This is a genomic window from Streptomyces sp. S.PB5, assembly GCF_030403745.1.
GTDB lineage: Bacteria > Actinomycetota > Actinomycetes > Streptomycetales > Streptomycetaceae > Streptomyces.
Window position 1 is genome coordinate 1 of the sequence record NZ_JAQMWP010000025.1, and the last position, 17893, is coordinate 17893.

At 72.3% G+C, this 17893-nt stretch carries 6 protein-coding genes and 2 pseudogenes; 3 read left to right on the forward strand and 5 right to left on the reverse strand.

Annotated features, from left to right (window positions below):
• Both PH203_RS42625 and PH203_RS42630 read right to left on the reverse strand, forming a co-directional pair.
• Positions 1 to 120, reverse strand: a pseudogene (locus PH203_RS42625) (2-oxoacid:ferredoxin oxidoreductase subunit beta); the annotation flags it as partial.
• Positions 110 to 1975 (reverse strand): annotated as a pseudogene (locus PH203_RS42630) (2-oxoacid:acceptor oxidoreductase subunit alpha); the annotation flags it as partial. The pseudogenes PH203_RS42625 and PH203_RS42630, both read right to left, overlap by 11 nt.
• Before the next feature lie 402 nt (positions 1976 to 2377).
• Between PH203_RS42630 and PH203_RS42635 the strand changes: the two are divergent.
• The 3 genes from PH203_RS42635 (at position 2378) to PH203_RS42645 (ending at position 4794) form a co-directional block, all read left to right on the forward strand.
• Positions 2378 to 3139 (forward strand): alpha/beta fold hydrolase, encoded by a 762-nt coding sequence (locus PH203_RS42635; protein ID WP_289927508.1) that lies wholly within the window; start codon positions 2378 to 2380, stop codon positions 3137 to 3139.
• Positions 3140 to 3212: 73 nt separating this feature from the next.
• Complete coding sequence (locus PH203_RS42640; protein ID WP_289927510.1) at positions 3213 to 4013, forward strand: alpha/beta fold hydrolase; 801 nt, start codon at positions 3213 to 3215, stop codon at positions 4011 to 4013.
• Between the two features lie 4 nt (positions 4014 to 4017).
• Positions 4018 to 4794: a MerR family transcriptional regulator gene (locus PH203_RS42645; RefSeq protein WP_289927511.1), complete on the forward strand. Its 777-nt coding sequence runs from the start codon at positions 4018 to 4020 to the stop codon at positions 4792 to 4794.
• Between the two features lie 23 nt (positions 4795 to 4817).
• Here PH203_RS42645 and PH203_RS42650 read toward each other — a convergent pair whose 3' ends face one another.
• The 3 genes from PH203_RS42650 to PH203_RS42660 all read right to left on the reverse strand — a co-directional run bounded on the left by PH203_RS42650 (position 4818) and on the right by PH203_RS42660 (position 17884).
• Positions 4818 to 8030 carry an amino acid adenylation domain-containing protein gene (locus PH203_RS42650; RefSeq protein WP_289927512.1) on the reverse strand — a complete coding sequence of 1071 codons (3213 nt, stop codon included), beginning with the start codon at positions 8028 to 8030 and terminating at the stop codon, positions 4818 to 4820.
• Between the two features lie 150 nt (positions 8031 to 8180).
• The gene (locus PH203_RS42655; protein WP_289927513.1) at positions 8181 to 11285 is read right to left on the reverse strand and encodes an acyltransferase domain-containing protein; all 3105 of its coding nucleotides are present in this window, start codon (positions 11283 to 11285) and stop codon (positions 8181 to 8183) included.
• Positions 11286 to 11290: 5 nt separating this feature from the next.
• A complete protein-coding gene (locus PH203_RS42660) occupies positions 11291 to 17884 on the reverse strand; it encodes a type I polyketide synthase (RefSeq protein ID WP_289927514.1) in 6594 nt (2197 codons plus the stop codon).
• Between the last annotated feature and the right edge of the window lie 9 nt (positions 17885 to 17893).

The window sequence follows — 17893 nt, forward strand, 5'->3', positions numbered from 1 at the left end:
CGCCAGGATCGCGTAGTCACCGCACCCCGGGCACCAGCGCACCTCCTGATCCGACTTGAAGTCCTTCATGGACTGTCGGCCCTCGGCCTTGGGGACGAGAGTCAGGGCCTCAGCGGGCATCGACGGCCTCCTTGAGAGCGGTGGCGAGCTGCTCCGCCTTGAACGGCATACCGTTGACCTGGTTGTAGGAGTGCACGTCCACCAGGTACTTGGCCCGGATGAGGGTGGCCAGCTGGCCCAGGTTCATCTCGGGGATCACGACCTTGTCGTAACGCTGCAGAACCGCGCCGAGGTTGGCGGGGAACGGGTTGAGGTGGCGCAGATGGGCCTGCGCGATCGCCTTGTCCGCGCGCCTGAGGCGGCGTACCGCGGCCGTGATCGGGCCGTAGGTCGAACCCCAGCCCAGTACCAGGGTGTCGGCCGTCCCGGTGGGGTCGTCGACCTCCAGGTCGGGTACGTCGATGCCGTCGATCTTGGCCTGGCGGGTGCGGACCATGAAGTCGTGGTTGGCGGGGTCGTAGGAGATGTTGCCCGTGCCGTCCTGCTTCTCGATGCCGCCGATGCGGTGCTCCAGACCCGGTGTGCCCGGGACCGCCCACGGACGGGCAAGAGTCTGCGGATCCCGCTTGTACGGCCAGAAGACCTCGGAGCCGTCCTCCAGGGTGTGGTTCGGGCCGTCGGCGAACTCGGTGCGCAGGTCCGGGAGTTCGTCCGTCTCGGGGATGCGCCACGGCTCGCTGCCGTTGGCCAGATAGCCGTCCGAGAGCAGCATCACCGGGGTGCGGTAGGCGACGGCGATCCGAGCCGCCTCCAGAGCCGCGTCGAAGCAGTCCGCCGGTGTGCACGGGGCGACGACCGGCAAGGGCGCCTCGCCGTTGCGGCCGAACATGGCCTGCAGCAGGTCCGCCTGCTCGGTCTTGGTCGGCAGACCCGTCGACGGGCCACCGCGCTGGATGTCCACCACCAGCAGCGGCAGTTCGAGCGACACCGCGAGGCCGATGGTCTCCGACTTCAGCGCCACACCCGGCCCGGACGTCGTCGTCACGGCCAGGCTGCCACCGAACGCCGCGCCCAGCGCCGCCCCGATCCCGGCGATCTCGTCCTCCGCCTGGAAGGTCCGCACACCGAAGTTCTTGTGCCGGCTCAGCTCGTGCAGGATGTCCGAGGCCGGCGTGATCGGGTACGAGCCCAGGTACAGGGGAAGTTCCGCCTGTTTCGCCGCCGCGATCAGTCCGTAGGACAGAGCGAGGTTCCCGGAGATGTTGCGGTAGGTACCGGTCGGGAACGCGGTGGCGGCCGGCGCGACCTCGTAGGAGACCGCGAAGTCCTCCGTCGTCTCACCGAAGTTCCAGCCCGCGTGGAACGCCGCCAGGTTCGCCTTCATGATCTCGGGCTTCTTGGCGAACTTGGCCTTCAGGAACCGCTCGGTGCCCTCCGTCGGCCGGTGGTACATCCACGACAAGAGGCCGAGCGCGAACATGTTCTTGCTGCGCTCCGCCTCTTTGCGACTGAGGTCGAACCCCTTGAGGGCCTCCACTGTCAGCGTGGTCAGCGGCACCGGATGCACGTGATAGGCATCCAGGGAGCCGTCCTCCAGCGGGGAGGCGTCGTACCCGACCTTCTGCAGCGCCCGCTTGGTGAACTCGTCCGTGTTGACGATCACTTCGCAGCCGCGCGGCACATCGGCGATGTTCGCCTTCAGGGCCGCCGGGTTCATCGCCACCAGGACGTTCGGGGCGTCGCCGGGGGTGAGGATGTCGTGGTCGGCGAAGTGCAGCTGGAAGGACGACACCCCGAGCAGGGTGCCTGCGGGGGCGCGGATCTCGGCGGGGAAGTTCGGCAGGGTGGACAGGTCGTTGCCGAACGACGCCGTGTCCGAGGTGAAGCGGTCGCCCGTGAGCTGCATACCGTCACCGGAGTCGCCCGCGAACCGGATGATCACCCGGTCCAGGCGCCGTACTTCTTTGTCGCCCGCCGCTGTCGAGGGAGGCGCAATGGTTTCCACGGACATACGTGTGTCGGCTCCTGTCGGTGCTGGTCCGCGAGCGCAGACGGACACGTCGGCGGACACGCGTGGCGGTGCAGGGTCGTATATCTGCGAGGAGGTTATGCACCGTGAATAGAGGGGCGCTTGTGCGGTTGCCCAGCGGGTCTTGAGCAGCCGGCGCTCCCCCGCGCCGAGCCGCACGGGCTCTCCAGCGTTTTGCGAGCAGGCGTCGAGCGCGGGGCGGCAGTCTCAGGTCGTGAGCTCCGATGCGGACGGGCGGCACGAGCCCGCGCGGGGCAGCGAACCGCCCGCCGGCGCCCGCATCCCCCGAGGGCACCGGCGGGCCTTCGTGCTGCCCGCTCATGGACGAGACGAAGGGACACATCCACGGTGAACAGCACTTGGTTGCGACGCTTCACGACGGCCGCGGGGAACGGGCCGCGGCTGGTGTGCTTCCCGCATGCGGGGGGCTCGGCGACGGCCTACGTCCAGCTGGCGCGTACGCTGCCCGCGGACTTCGACGTGGTGGCCGTGCAGTATCCGGGGCGTCAGGACCGGTTCTACGAGGAGCCGTTCACGACCCTTGGCCCGCTCGTGGAGGCGGTGGCCGGGGAACTGGCCGAGGAACTCCTCGCGGACCCCGGGCGGCCCTACGCCCTGTTCGGCCACAGCATGGGCGCGCTGATCGCGTTCGAGACGGCGCGGCTGCTCGCCCGGCGCAGTGAACTGCCCGAGCCGCAGCGGCTGTTCCTCTCCGGCCGGGGTGCCCCGGACGTCGGTCCCAGTGCCTACGCGCTGCCCGACGACGATGCCGGTGTGCTGGCCGAGGTGCGGAAACTGGGCGGCACCGACCAGGAGATGCTGGAGAACCCCGAGGTGCTGGAGATGGTGCTGCCGGCGCTGCGGGCCGACTACCGGCTCCTGAGCACGTACCGCTGGGGCGGCGGTGCGCCGCTGGCCACGCCGATCACGGCGCTGGTCGGGGACAGCGACCCGATGGTGACGGTCCCGGAGGCCGGGACCTGGCAGGAGCAGACGACCGGCGAGTTCGAGCTGAAGGTCTTCTCCGGCGGCCACTTCTATCTTGCCGACCAGGTCGGTAAAGTCGCCGCCGCCGTCACCGCGGGGATGCTCGCCACCACCGCCGTGTGAGGAACCGGTGGTTCCGGCCGCGGCTCAATGTCGCCGTTGACCCTGCCCCAGGGTCAGGGTGGACGCTGAACGCATGACCTCTTCTGCGACCACGACCTGGACCGGCATGGTCCCCGTCGACGACACGGCCCTGTACGTCACCGACACCCGGGGCCCCGGCCGTCCCATCGTCTACCTCAACGGCTCCTACGCCGACCACAAGCCCTGGCGGCCCACGATCGCCGCGCTCGGCTCCGACTGGCGGCACATCACCTACGACGAGCGGGCCCGGGGCCGGTCCAAGCTGTCGTCCGACTACTCCTTCGAGGCGTGTCTGCGCGACCTCGACGCCGTCCTCGAGGCGACCGGTGTGGAACGCCCGTTGCTCGTGGGCTGGTCCTACGGTGCGGCGCTCGCGGTGCACTGGGCCGACCGGCACCCGGACCGCGTCCTGGGCGTGGTCTCCGCGGACGGCGCCATGCCGTACGGGCTCACCGGCAAGGAGGGCGAGGAGCGGATCCGCAAGCTGTTCCACCGGATGCGGTTCCTGCTGCCCGTGGTGCGGCCGCTGGGCATGGCGGCGCGGATGTCCGCCGAACAGCACGCCGAGATCAACATCGAGATCAACGGGCTGTGCGCCTCGATGGCGCCGGTCCTGGAGCGCCTGACCTGCCCGGTGCGGTACGTCCTGGCCACCGGCTCCAACCTGGGCGGCGGCGAGGAGGAGATGGAGGCGGTACGGGCCTCGCTGGACCCGGTGCTCGCCCGCAACCCGAACCTCCGGGTGAGCTCGAAGGTGTCCAGCAACCACTCCCACATCCTGCGCAAGGACTTCCGGGCCATCGCCCTGGCCGTGCGCGAGACGGCGGCCGCCCACGATCAGAGGACGCACTGAACCGATGGTGTACGGGCTCACGATCGGGCAGGCGGCGGCGTTCGCCGGCGTCACGGTGAAGACGGTGCGCCACTATCACCGGCTCGGCCTGGTCGACGAACCGGAGCGGGACGGCTCCGGTTATCGGCGGTACGGATCCCCCGACATGCTGCGGCTGGTGCAGGTCCGCACGCTTGCCGGAGCGGGGGTGCCGCTGGCCGAGATCGGGGCGCTGCTCGACGCCGATCCCGAGCGGTTCGCCGCCGCCCTGGACGATGTCGAGCGGCGGCTGACCGACCGGATCGAGGAGCTGATCGCGCGGCGCGCGGTGCTGCACCGGCTCGCCTCCGGCGACCGGCTGCTGCTGCCCGAGCGGGCCTGTGTGGCTTTGGACCGGTTCACCGAGCTCGGCTTCGACACCGAGTACGTGGCCATCCAGCAGGAAGCCCTGATCCTGGCCCGCGCGCTGGTGCCGGAGGTCTTCGACAACCTTCTGGACCAGCTGGAGCACCAGCTCGGCGACCCGGAGTACGTCGGACTGCTCAAACTCAGCCTGGAGGCGGAGTCCTGGGACCCGGACGATCCACGGCTCGGCGAGCTCGCCGCCGCCCTGTCGGCCAAGCTGCTGGCCAACCGTGAACTGCTGGCGATGCCGGCCGAGTTCCGGTCCAGACCCGACGCCGCCACCCGCTACGGGCTGGTCAACCATCACCGGGAGGACCAGGCGCCCGCGGGGGCCCGGCTGAACGAGCTGCTGGAGGAGCATCTGCGCTCAGCCGGGGTCGACGTCCCGCACCAGTGACGGCCACCGGGCGGGCACGGGACTCAGAGGACCGCGCCGGCCTTCGTCCTCCTGCGCAGGGTCGGCCTGCTGGACTGGGCGAGGTCCTTCCACATGTCGGAGAGCCCGACGACGGAGCGGGCCGCGAACAGCCGGCGGATGGACACCTCCTGCTTCAGCTCCGCCCGGATCAGGCCGACGAGCCTGATCGCCCTCAGCGAGTTCCCGCCGAGGTCGAAGAAGTCGTCGTCGATGCTCACCCGGTCCAGTTCGAGCACATCGGCGAAGGCCGCGGCCAGGATCCGCTCCGTCTCGTTGCGGGGGGCCCGGTACTTGCCGTCGTCGAAGGCGGGCTCGGGCAGCGCCGCCCGGTCGACCCGGCCGGCCGCCGTCACCGGGAGGCGCTCCAGCAGGGTGAAGACCGACGGGACCATGGACTCCGGCAGCCATCCCGCGGCGAACCGGCGCAGCTCCTCGCCCGTGACGGACTTGCCGGCCGCCGGGACGACGTAGGCCACCAGCCGCGGCTGGCCCGAGCCGTCCGCCCGGACGACCACGACGGCCTGGGCGAGCCCGGTGTGCTCGGCGAGGACCTCCTCGACCTCGGCCAGTTCGACCCGGACCCCGCGTACGTCGACCTGGGCGTCGGCCCGGGCCACGTACTCAAGGCGGCCGTCGGTGCCCCAGCGCACCCGGTCCCCGGTGCGGTACATCAGCCCGCCGTCCGGGCCGAACGGGCAGGGCACGAAGCGCTCGGCGGTCGGTCCGGGGCGCCCGGCGTAGCCGCGGGCCACGCCGGTGCCGGCCACGTACAGCTCGCCGACGACGCCGACGGGGACCGGTGCCAGGCCCGGGCCCAGGACGTAGAGGGCGGTGTTGTCCAGCGGGCGGCCGAGGGTGCCGGCGTGGCGCACCGGTTCGTCGGCGGCCAGGCGGTGGCCGGCGGCGAACACGGTGGTCTCCGTCGGGCCGTGGCCGTTGACGATGGTCAGCTCGGGGCAGGCCTCCCGGACGCGGCGCAGCGCGGCCGCGGAGACGCGGTCGCCGCCGGTCCACACCTCGCGCAGTCCGGCGAGGCGCTCGGGGTGCGCGGCCGCGATCGCCGAGAACAGGCCGGCGGGCAGCCACACCGTGGTGATCCCGTGCGCCTCCCGTGCCGCGGTCAGCGTGTCGATGTCGAGGTCGCCCTCGGGCGCCACGACGACGCGGCCGCCGTTCAGCAGCGGCACCCACACGTCGAGGGTGAGCGCGTCGGAGGTGTGCGGCGCGTGCCACAGCACGGTGCTGTGGCCGGCGTCCTTGAAGTTCCGGTCCAGGACGAACCGTTCGATGTTGCGGTGCGTCAGGGCGACGGGCGCGGTCTCGCCGGCCGGTGCGGAGCCGTACAGCACGGCCAGCAGGCTGTCCTGGCGGGACACGGCCTTCGGCGCGGCAGCGGCGGTGGCGGTCTCCGCCGCGATGTCGTCGAGGACGAGCGCGGGGACGGACAGACCGGCGGCGAGCGCCGCGGCCGTCGCCGTGTCGGTGAGCAGGGCGGCGGCCGCGGAGGCGTCGATCCGTGAACCGATCTGCTCCGCCGGGGACTTGGGGTCGATCGGCAGATAGGCGCCGCCGGCCTTCACCACCGCCAGCAGGGCGACGGCGAGCTCCGTCGAGCGGGGCAGGGCCACCGCGACGACCGTCTCGGGTCCGATGTTCCGCTGCCGCAGGGCCTCGGCCAGCTGAGCCGACTGCTCGTCCAGCTCCCGGTAGGTGAGGTCCGAGTCGGCGGACACGAGGGCGACGGCGTCGGGGTTCCGCTCGACCTGGCGGGCGAACAGCTCGGGAACCGTCAGCCCGGGCACCGCCGCGTCCGTGTCGTTCGGGGCGGTCAGCACACCGTCGCGCTCGGCGCCGCTCACCACGTCCAGGGCGCCGACCGGCCGGTTGCCGGTGGCCACGGCGGCGCGGATGTACGCGATCAACTCCTCGCCGATGAACCGCAGTTCCGCACGGTGGTACAGGCTGGAGGGGGCGTCGAGGCGGATGTAGAGGTCGCTCTCGGCGCTGCCGTCGGTGTAGACGCCGATGGACAGTTCCTCGAAGGTGCCGGTGGTCGCGCCGAAGTAGCGGGCCGGGCTGTCGGCGAAGTGGAGCTGCTCCACGAACTCGACGACGTTCATGACGGCGCCGAAGCTGCCGCGGCCGCTGAGGACGGTGCCGCTCGCGCGCTGGATGTCGGAGTAGTGGCAGGCGGTGTGGCCGAAGAGTTCGAAGGTCTCGTCGACGAGCGCGTCGGCGATCTCGGTGAAGGTCGCGCCGAGCGGGACCCCCACCTTCACCGGCACGACGTTCACCGCGAGGCCGGGGGTCCGGCTGGCGACGCCGACACGGTTGCTGACGGCCAGCGACAGGAGGAACTCGGGGCGGTCGCAGCGGTGCCGGAAGTACACGGAGGCGGCCGCGGTCAGCAGCTGCGAGGTCCACACGCCCATGGAGCGCGCGGTCTCCGTCCATGCGTCGGCCTCGGCGCGCGGGACGGTCAGGGTGCGGCTCACCATGCCGATGGTGTCGGCGACCTCCGACCAGCGGTCGGACTCGCTCATCGGCTCGGAGAGCGCGGTGCGCTGGGCGTCGGAGAGGGCGACGCGCGGGACCTGTGCGGGCGCGGGGGCGTCGGTGAGGTAGTCGCGCCAGAACTCGGTGTCCTCGGTGAACTTCGGCGAGGCGAGGTACTCGGTGGCCTCGGCGGCGAACGACTCGGCGTCCCAGGGGTGGGCCAGCTCGGGTATCCGCTCGCCGCGCAGCAGCGCCGTGTACACCTCGGCGAGACGGCGGGACAGCAGGCCGCCGGCGCCGAAGCCGTCGGAGATGAGGTGGTGGTAGGCGATCACGAGGAGCGAGCGGGTCGCGGCGAGCCTGACGACTCCCAGCCGGAACAGCAGGTCCCGCTCCAGGTCGAACGGTTCGCGCACCATGTCCGCCAGCGCCTCGCGCGCCGCCTGCTCCGGGGCGGCCTCGGCACTGAGGTCCAGGAAGAACGGCCGCCAGTCCCCCAGTTCCCGGGGGGCGAGGCGCAGTCCGCTGCCGTCGTCGGAGAAATTGACGCGCAGCACCTCCGCTTCTCCCATGACGTGCAGGAACGCGGATTCCATGACCGCAGCGTCCAGCTCACCGTCCACGTCCCACATGGTCAGCGCGTGGTTCGGCGTGTCGGGAGCCATTTGCTGCGCCCGCCACATGCCTTTATGCGCAGACGACGCACCGAACGAAGGCACAAAGATCAACCCCTCAGCAAACAGGCCCGGAATTCGGGAATTCGCAGATCACCCCCACCTTGAGGGAAGTGAATCAGCCGTTCAATACAACTTGGAGTCCGGCGGGACGGGCCGCTGTCGTGGTTGCGGTGTCCCGCCGGCGGGACGGTGCTACGGCATCGAGGCGAGGACGTGCTCGGCGATCCGTCGCGGTGACGGATAGCGCAGCACCGCGTTCGCCCTGAGTTTGATGCCGGTCGACGCGGTCAGCCGCTTGCTCAGCTCCACCGAGAGCAGCGAGTCGAATCCGAGCTCCTTGAACTCCTGGTCGGGGCTGATGGATTCGGTGGTGGGGTGGCCGAGGACGACGGCGACCTTCTCGACGACGTGCTCGACCAGGAGGGCGGCCTTCGCCTCCTCGTCGGTCAGGGCCGAGACCCGCTCCGACAGCGGAACCTGCTGCTCCGCGGCCGCGGCCGATTCCGCCGAGGGCAGCTCGGCGGCGGCCGTGGTGTGCGAGGAGCTCAGCCAGTAACGCTGCCGCTGGAAGGCGTACGTGGGAAGGTCCACGCGTCGGCGGGTGCCGAACAGGGCGTCCCAGTCGACCGGGCCGCCGCGGACGTGGAGTGCGGCGAGCGAGCCGAGCAGGGTCTCGACCTCGTCCCGGTCCCGCCGTGTGGACGACAGGACGAGCGCGTCGTCCACGTCCTCGACGATCTCCTGCACGGGGACGGTCAGTACGGGGTGCGGGCTCATCTCGACGAAGACCCGGAACCCGTCCTCGGACAGCCGGCGCACCGCGGTCTCGAACAGGACCTTCTCGCGCAGGTTGTCGTACCAGTAGTCGGCGTTCAGCCGCGCGGTGTCGATGACTTCACCGTAGAGGGTCGAGTAGAAGGGCAGCTTCGACGACTTCGGGCTCACGTCGGACAGCGCGGCGAGCACCTTCTCGCGGACGCGGGTCACCTGGTGGGAGTGGGAGGCGTAGTCGACGGAGATCCGTCGGGCCTGGGCGCCCTCGGCCTTCATCTTCTCGACGAACTCGTCGAGGGCGTCGGGCTCGCCGGACACCACCACCGAGCGGGGGCCGTTGACCACGGCGATGCTCACCCGGTCGCTCCACGGAGCCATGAGTTCCGCCACGACGTCGGCGGACTCGGCGACCGAGGCCATCCCACCGAGGCCCTTGAGGTCGACCAGGGCCTGGCTGCGCAGTGCCACGACCTTGGCGGCGTCCCGCAGGGACAGCGCGCCGCAGACGTGGGCGGCGGCTATCTCGCCCTGGCTGTGGCCCACCACCGCGGCCGGTTCCACACCCCAGGAGCGCCACAGGGCGGCCATGGACACCATCACCGAGAACAGCGCCGGCTGGACGACGTCCACGCGCTCCAGGGTGGGTGCGCCCTCGGCGCCGCGCAGGACGTCCAGGAGCGACCAGTCGACCCATTCGGCCAGGGCGGCCGCGCACGCGTCGAGGCTCTCGGCGAAGACGGGGAAGGTGTCGTAGAGCTGCCGGCCCATGCCGGCCCACTGGGAGCCCTGGCCGGGGAACATGAAGGCGACTCCGCCGAGTTTCCCGGCGACGGCACGCACCACCGCGGGGGACTCGGTGCCCTCGCTCAGCGAGGTCAGAGCGGTCAGCAGTTCGTCGCGGTCCTGGCCCAGGACCACCGCGCGGTGCGCGAAGGCGGAGCGGCCCGACACCAGCGACCAGCCGGCGTCGGCCACATCCAGGTCGGGGTCGGCGGCGACGAAGTCGCGGAGCTTGGCGGCCTGGCGTTCCAGGGCCTTCGCGCTCTTGCCGGACAGGACCCACGGCACCCGGCCGGGGACGGCTCCGGTGTCCGCGGCGGGCTCGTCCCGCTGGTCATCGGCCGGTTCCTCCAGGATGACGTGGGCGTTGGTGCCGCTGACGCCGAACGAGGACACGCCGGCCCGTCGCGGTCCGCTCTCGCGGGTCCACTCGCGGCCCTCCACCAGCAGTTCGACACCGCCGGCGGCCCAGTCGACGTGGCTGGAGGGCGCCTGCACGTGCAGGGTCTTCGGCAGGTACTTGTGGCGCAGGGCGAGGACGGCCTTGATGACTCCGCCGACTCCGGCGGCGGCCATGGCGTGGCCCATGTTCGACTTCAACGAGCCCAGCCACAGCGGCTGTCGGGGGTCGCGGCCCTGTCCGTAGGTGGCGAGCAACGCACCCGCCTCGATGGGGTCGCCGAGCTTGGTGCCGGTGCCGTGGGCCTCGACCAGGTCGACCTCGGAGGGCGCGACGCCCGCGTTGGCCAGGGCCTTGCGGATCACCTTCTCCTGGGCGCGGCCGTTGGGGGCGGTCAGTCCGTTGCTGGCGCCGTCCTGGTTCACCGCGCTGCCGCGCAGGACGGCGAGAACCGGGTGGCCGTTGCGGCGGGCGTCGGACAGCTTCTCCAGCAGCAGGACGCCCACGCCCTCGGCCCAGCCGGTGCCGTCGGCGCCGTCCGAGAAGGCCTTGCAGCGGGCGTCGGCGGACAGCGCGCCGAGCCGCGAGAACTCCACGAACATGGCGGGTGTCGAGATCACCGACGCGCCGCCCGCGAGGGCCAGCGAGCACTCCCCCGAGCGCAGGGACTGCACCGCCATGTGCAGGGCGACCAGCGACGACGAGCACGCCGTGTCCACCGACACCGCGGGCCCGGTCAGGCCCAGTTCGTACGCCACCCGGCCGGAGGCGACGCTCAGCGCGCTGCCGTACAGCAGATGGCCCTCCAGCTCCTGCTGGCCCGCCTCCAAAAAACGCCAGCCGTACTCGGAGGAGCTCACCCCGGAGAACACGCCGATGTCGGAGCCGCGCACGTCGGCGGGGACGATGCCCGCGCGTTCGAAGACCTCCCAGGAGGTCTCCAGGAGCAGCCGGTGGTGGGGGTCGACCGCCAGGGCCTCGCGCGGGCTGATGTTGAAGAAGTCCGCGTCGAAACCGGCTGGATCGGCCAGGAAGCCGCCCTGGCGGGTGTAGGCGCGGCCGGCGGTGTCGGGGTCGGGGTCGTAGACGTCCCGCCACCCGCGGTCCTGCGGGAACCCGGCCACGACGTCACGGCCTTCGCGCAGGACCTCCCACAGGTCCTCGGGGGTGGAGACGTCTCCCGGGAAGCGGCACGCCATGGCGACCACGGCGATCGGCTCGCCACGGCCCGCCTTGAGGGCGTCGTTCTCCTGCCGGAGGCGGTCGCGCTCCTCCAGCAGTGTGCGAAGCGCCCGCTGGACCCGGTCCGCGCCGTCCGCTGTGCGATCCGCGGAGTCGGTCATGTCACTTACCTCTTCTCATCCAGAGCCAGGTCGACCAGGGCATCCAGGTCCAGGTCCGAGAACTCGTCCACGGCGGTGTCCGCGTCCGCCGCCGGTACGCCGGGGTCCGTGCCCGCGGGGGCGGCGCAGGCCAGGACCAGCTCCAGCAGGCCCGCGCTGCGCAGGCTGTCGATGGAGATGGTCCGCAGCACCTCGCGGATCTCGGCGTCCTCCCCCGAAGCCGCGGCCGAGGCCGGGCCGGGTTCCGGGCGCAGCAGGCCGAAGAGGTGCTCGCTCATCTCGCGCGGTGTCGGGTAGCTGAAGACCAGGGTGGTCGGCAGACGCAGTCCGGTGGCGGCCGCGAGGCGGTTGCAGAGTTCGACCGAGGTCAGCGAGTCGAAGCCCAGCTGGGTGAACTGCTGGTCGGCGTCGACGACCGTGCCGGAGGGGTGTCCGAGCACGACGGCGACCTGGTCGCGCAGCCAGTCCAGTACGGCCGTCTGCGCCTCGTCCGCCGGCAGGCCGGCCAGCTTGGCGGTCAGGTCGAGGGCGCCGCTCTCCTTGCCCGTGCCCGCCCTGCCCCGGCGCGGGCGGCCGGTGCCGGCGAGGTCGCGCAGGAGCAGCGGCAGTTCGTCACCGCTCTTGTTGCGCAGGGCGGCGACGTCGACGCGGGCCGGGACGAGGACCGGCTTGTCGAGCGCGCACGCGGCGTCGAACAGGTCCAGTGCCTCGGCCGTCGGCATCGCGGCGATGCCCATCCGCCGCAGCCGGGAGAAGTCGGCCTGGTCCAGTTCCCCGGTCATGCCGCTGCTCTGCTCCCACCAGCCCCAGCACAGCGAGGTGCCGGGCAGCCCGGACGCCCTTCGGTGGGCGGCGAGACCGTCCAGGAAGGCGTTGGCGGCGGCGTAGTTGGCCTGGCCGCCGTTGCCGAGGGTGCCGGCGAGGGCGGAGAACTGGACGAACGCCGACAGGGGGCGGTCCTTGGTCAGTTCGTGCAGGGTGAGCGCGCCGCCGACCTTGGCGCGCAGCACGTGGTCGACGCTCTCGGCGGTCAGCGACTCGACGGTGCCGTCCGCGAGCACGCCCGCCGCGTGCACGACCGCCGTCAGCGGATGGCGCGGGGGCATGTCGGCGAGCAGCTCCGCCACGGCGTCCCGGTCCGCGATGTCGCAGGCCACGACGCGTACCGTCGCGCCCGCGTCCTCGAGGTCCGCGACCAGTTGGGGCACCCCCTCGGCGGCGGGTCCCCGACGGCTCGCCAGCAGCAGGCTCCGCACGCCGTGCTCGGCGACGAGGTGCCGTGCCACGAGCGAGCCCACTCCCCCGGTGCCGCCGGTGACCAGGACGGTGCCACCGCCGAAGCCGTCACCGACGTCGAGGACGAGCTTGCCGATGTGGCGGCCCTGGCTCATCTCGCGGAACGTCCTGCGGGCGTCGCGGATGTCGCGTACGGAGACCGGGGTCAGCCGCACATGGCCGGCGGCGAACAGCTCCATGACGTCCCGGAACATGGCGTGGATGGCGTCCGGGCCCGCCGCGTAGAGGTCGAAGGCCTCGTAGTCGACTCCGGGGTGGTCGGCGGCGACCCGGCGGGGGTCGCGGATGTCCGTCTTGCCCATCTCGACGAAGTTGCCGCCCTCGGGGAGCAGCGTGAGCGAGGCGTCGACGAACTGGTGGGCGAGGGAGTTGAGTACGACGTCGACGCCGCGGCCGCCGGTGGCGTCGAGGAACTTCTGCGCGAACTCCAGGTCGCGCGAGGACGCCAGGTGCTCGTCGTCGAGGCCGAGGGCGCGCAGGGTGGGCCACTTGGCCGGGCTCGCGGTCGCGTAGATCTCGGCGCCGACGTGCTTGGCCAGCTGGACGGCGGCCATGCCGACGCCGCCGGCCGCGGCGTGGATGAGGATCCGCTGGCCCTTCTTCAGCTGCATGACGCAAAAGAGGGCGTAGTAGGCGGTGAGGAAGGTGCTCGGCATGGACGCCGCCTCGGCGTGGCTCCAGCCGTCGGGGACGGTCGTGAGCATGCGCTGGTCGGCGACGGCCACGCGGCCGAACGCGCCGGGGAAGATGCCGGTGACGCGGTCGCCGGGCGCGAGGCCCGTGACGTCGTCCGCGACCTCCAGCACGACACCGGAGCCCTCGCTGCCGAGCCCGGCGTCGATGGCCGTGCGGTCGATCAGTCCCAGGGCGATGGTGACGTCCCGGAAGTTGAGCCCCGCGGCCTGGACGGCGATCCGGACCTGGCCGCTCGTCAGGGGCTCCGCCACCTCGGGGCACGGGATCCAGGTCAGGTTCTCCAGCGTGCCCTTGCTCGGGATGCCGAGTCGGTGCGGGCCGGGTGCCGGGGGGTCGAGGCGGTGCTCCGCGGGCGCGGCCGAAGCCAGGCGTGGGACGAGGAACGTGCCGTCGCGCAGCGCCAGTTGGGCCTCGTCGAGGGCGAGGGCGTCCGGGAGGGCCGCCCAGGAGGTCTGCTCGTCGTCGATGTCGACGAGCCGGAACCTGCCGGGGTGCTCGGTCTGGGCGGAGCGGATCAGGCCCCATACGGAGGCGCCGGGGAGACTCTCCACGGTCTCCCCCGCGCCGGAGTCGAGGGCGAGGCGGGTGAGGACGACCAGGGTGGATCCGGCGAAGGTCTCCTCGGCGAGGAACCGCTGGACGCGGGCCAGCACGTGCTTGTCCGTGTCGCCGACCGTGGTGAGCGGATCGGGGCCGGGGGTGACGAAGTCGTCCAGGCACAGGACGAGATGGGCGGGTGCCTCTGCGGCGAGGACCTCGTCCAGGGAATCGTGGACGGCGACGCTGTCGTCCTGCGCCCCGGCGAGCCGGGAGGCCAGGCCGTCGCTCGTGCCGAGGACGGCCCACCGCCCCCGGTAGGTCTCCGGCTTGCCCTGCTGGACGGGACGCCAGCCGAGTTCGTACAGCTGCCGGTCCTGGCCGCCGCGGGCCGCGCGTACCTGTTCGGCACTCGCGGGCCGGAAGGTGAGGGCCTCGACGGAGGCGATGCCGCGGCCGTGCTCGTCGGCGATCGCCAGGGAGACGACGCCTTCGCCGGCCGGGGTGAGGCGGACCCGTACGGTCGGGCCGCAGGAGCCGAACCGGTGCACACCGGACCAGGCGAAGGGCATCCAGCCCTGCTCGCCGGTCACCTGGATGACGCCGCCGGCCACGACGGCGTGCAGCACGGTGTCGAGGAGCGCCGGGTGCAGGCCGAAGCCGTCGGCGGACTCGGCGGTCTCCGGCAGGGTGGCGAGGGCGAAGAGGTCGTCGCCGTGCTGCCACACCTCGCGCAGGCCGCGGAAGGCCGGGCCGTAGTCGAAGCCGCCGTCCGCGAGGGAGTCGTAGAGGCCGTCGAAGGCGATCCGGCGCGCCCCGGCCGGCGGCCACGCGGCGAGGGTGCGGGTGCTCTCGGACCACTCGGGCGTCGGCGGCACGGTCGGGGTGAGGCCGCCCATGGCGTGGCGGGTCCAGCCGCCGGGCTGGTCGCCGTCCTCGGCGGGGCGCGAGTACACGTCCAGGGAGCGGCGTCCCGTCTCGTCCGCCGCGCCGACGACGACGCGCACCTGCAGGTCGCCCGAGTCGGGAAGGATCAGCGGGACTTCCAGGGAGAGTTCCTCGACCGCGCCGCATCCGACGTGGTCGCCCACGGACAGGGCCAGGTCCAGGTAGGCGGTCGCCGGTACGACGACGGCGCCGAAGACGGCGTGGTCGGCGAGCCAGTCGTGGGTGCGCAGGGACCACAGGTCGGTGAAGACGACCTCGCCGGTGCCGGGGTGGTCCACGACGGCGCCGAGGAGGGGGTGGGCCGGGGTGGACAGACCGGCGGAGCTGACGTCGGCCGACTCCAGCCCGGCCAGGAAGTCCATCCAGTACCGCTGCCGCTGGAAGGCGTAGGTCGGCAGGTCCACCCGGCGGCGGGGGCCGAACAGGGCGTCCCAGTCCACGGATCCGCCTTCGACGTGCAGCCCGGCGAGCGCGCCGATCAGCGCCTGGGCCGGCCCGCGGTCCCGGCGCGAGGTCGACAGGACCACCGCGTCGGTCACGCCCTCACCGGAGAAGGCGTCCTTGGTGAGGCCCGCGAGCGTGGCGCCCGGGCCGACCTCCAGGAAGACGCTCGCCCCGGCCGTACGGGCGGACTCCACGGCGTCGTAGAAGCGCACCGGCTCGCGGACGTGCCGTACCCAGTACTCGGCGGACGTCAGCTCCTGGAGCGTGACCTCGCGGCCGAGCCGGGTGGAGACGATCGGGATCGTCAGCTCGCCGTCCGTGGGGAGGGTGCCGAGCGCCTCGGCGAACTCGTCGAGGACCGGGTCCATGAGCGGGGAGTGGAAGGCGTGGTCGACCGGGAGCAGCTTGGCCGACCTGCCGTCGGCGACCAGTCGGTCGCGGAGGGCATGGACCTGGTCGCGCAGGCCCGAGACGACCACGGACTCCGGGCCGTTGACGGCGGCGATGCCGACCCGCTCGTACTCGCCGAGCAGGGTGGTGACGTCGGCTTCCGAGGCGCGGACGGCCAGCATGGCGCCCGGTTCGGTGACGGTCTGCATGATGCGGCCGCGGGCGGCGACCAGACGGGTCGCGGTGTCCAGGTCGAGGACGCCGGAGACATGGGCGGCGGCGATCTCGCCGACGGAGTGGCCGATCAGGTGGTCCGGCCGCGGGCAGTACCGCGTGAGGAGCCGGTAGAGGCCGACCTGGAGGGCGAAGAGGGCCGCCTGCATGACGTCCGTGCGCTCGCGGCCCTCGGGCTCGTCGGCGAGGAGCAGGGGCTTCAGGGCGAAGGGGAGGTGGGTGTCGAAGCGGGCGCAGACCTCGTCGATGCTCTCCGCGAAGGCCGGGAAGGCGTCGTACAACTGCCGGGCCACACCCGTCCATTGGGCGCCCTGGCCCGGGAACATGAAGACGGAGGTGCCGAGTTCACCGGCGACGCCGCGCACCACGGCGGCGGTTTCCGTGCCGTCGCTCAACGACGCCAGGCCGCTGAGGAGTTCGTCCCGGTCGTGGCCCAGGACCACGGCACGGTGCTCGAACCGTGCGCGGGTGGACACCAGCGACCAGCCGGCGTCGGCGAGGTCCAGGTCAGCGTCGTCGTCGGCGGCGGCGACGATGAAGTCGCGCAGTTTCCCGGCCTGTTCGCGCAGGGCCTGCTCCGAGCGGGCCGACACGACCCAGGGGAGCAGCGCGTCGCCGCCGGCCGTGTCGGGTGCCGTCGGCTCGTCGGCCGCCGGCTCCTCCTCGGGGGCCTGCTCCAGGATCAGGTGCGCGTTGGTGCCGCTGGCGCCGAAGCTGGAGATGCCGGCCCGGCGGGGGCGTCCCGACGCGGTGGTCCACTGCCTGGACTCGGTCAGCAGCTCCACCGCCCCGGCGGACCAGTCCACGTGGGTCGACGGCTGGTCGACGTGCAGGGTCCGGGGCAGGACGCCGTGCCGCATCGCCATGATCATCTTGATGATGCCGCCGACGCCCGCGGCCGCCTGGGTGTGGCCGATGTTCGACTTCAGGGAGCCCAGCCACAGCGGGCTCGCCGGGTCGCGCTCCTGGCCGTAGGTGGCCAGCAGCGCCTGGGCCTCGATGGGGTCGCCGAGCGTGGTGCCGGTGCCGTGGGCCTCCACCGCGTCGACGTCGCTCGCCTGTACCCGGGCGTTCGCGAGCGCGGCCCGGATGACGCGCTGCTGGGCCGGTCCGTTCGGAGCGGTCAGACCGTTGGACGCGCCGTCCTGGTTGATGGCCGAGCCGCGGATCACGGCCCAGATGCGGCGCCCGTTGCGGCGGGCGTCGGAGAGCCGTTCGAGGACGAGCATGCCGACGCCCTCGGCGAAGCCGGTGCCGTCCGCGGCGTCGGCGAACGCCTTGCAGCGGCCGTCCGCCGCCAGGCCCCGCTGCCGTGAGAACTCCCGGAACACCTGCGGCATCGCCATGACGGTGACCCCGCCGGCCAGCGCCAGACCGCACTCGCCCTGCCGCAGCGACTGCACCGCCTGGTGCACGGTCACCAGCGACGAGGAGCACGCGGTGTCGGTCGACACCGCCGGGCCCTCAAGGCCCAGCGTGTAGGACACCCGGCCGGACGCCACGCTCAGCAGCGAACCGGTCTGCGCGTAGCCGGAGATGTTCTCCGGGGTGAAGAAGTGGTTGCCGTATCCGAAGTAGGCGATCCCGGCGAACACACCGGTGTCGCTGCCGCGCAGCGTCTCCGGGTCGATGCCGGCGCGTTCCAGGGACTCCCAGGAGGTCTCCAGGAGCAGCCGCTGCTGCGGGTCGGCGGCGAGCGCCTCGCGCGGGTTGATGCCGAAGAAGTCGGCGTCGAAGTCGGCCGCGTCGTACAGGAAGCCGCCCGAGCGGGTGTAGCAGGTGCCCGCGTGGTCCGGGTCCGGGTCGTAGAGGCCCTCCAGGTCCCAGCCGCGGTCGTCGGGGAAGTCCGACACGGCGTCCGTGCCGGATTCCACCAGCTCCCACAGCGCCTCCGGGGAGGTCGCCCCGCCCGGGAAGCGGCAGGCGGCGCCCACCACGGCGATGGGCTCGCCGGCGGCGTCGGTCAGCTCCTGCAGACGTTTGCGCGTCTCGATCAGCTCGATCGATGTCCGCTTGAGGTAGTCGAGGACATCGGCGTTGTTGTCGTTCGTCATCCCAATCCC

What these genes read in the sequence shown, in the direction of transcription:
- PH203_RS42640 (WP_289927510.1), top strand. Translation starts at nt 3,213, where the DNA reads ATGACCTCTTCTGCGACCACGACCTGGACCGGCATGGTCCCCGTCGAC.
- PH203_RS42645 (WP_289927511.1), top strand. Translation starts at nt 4,018, where the DNA reads ATGGTGTACGGGCTCACGATCGGGCAGGCGGCGGCGTTCGCCGGCGTC.
- PH203_RS42655 (WP_289927513.1), bottom strand. Translation starts at nt 11,285, where the DNA reads ATGACCGACTCCGCGGATCGCACAGCGGACGGCGCGGACCGGGTCCAG.
- PH203_RS42660 (WP_289927514.1), bottom strand. Translation starts at nt 17,884, where the DNA reads ATGACGAACGACAACAACGCCGATGTCCTCGACTACCTCAAGCGGACA.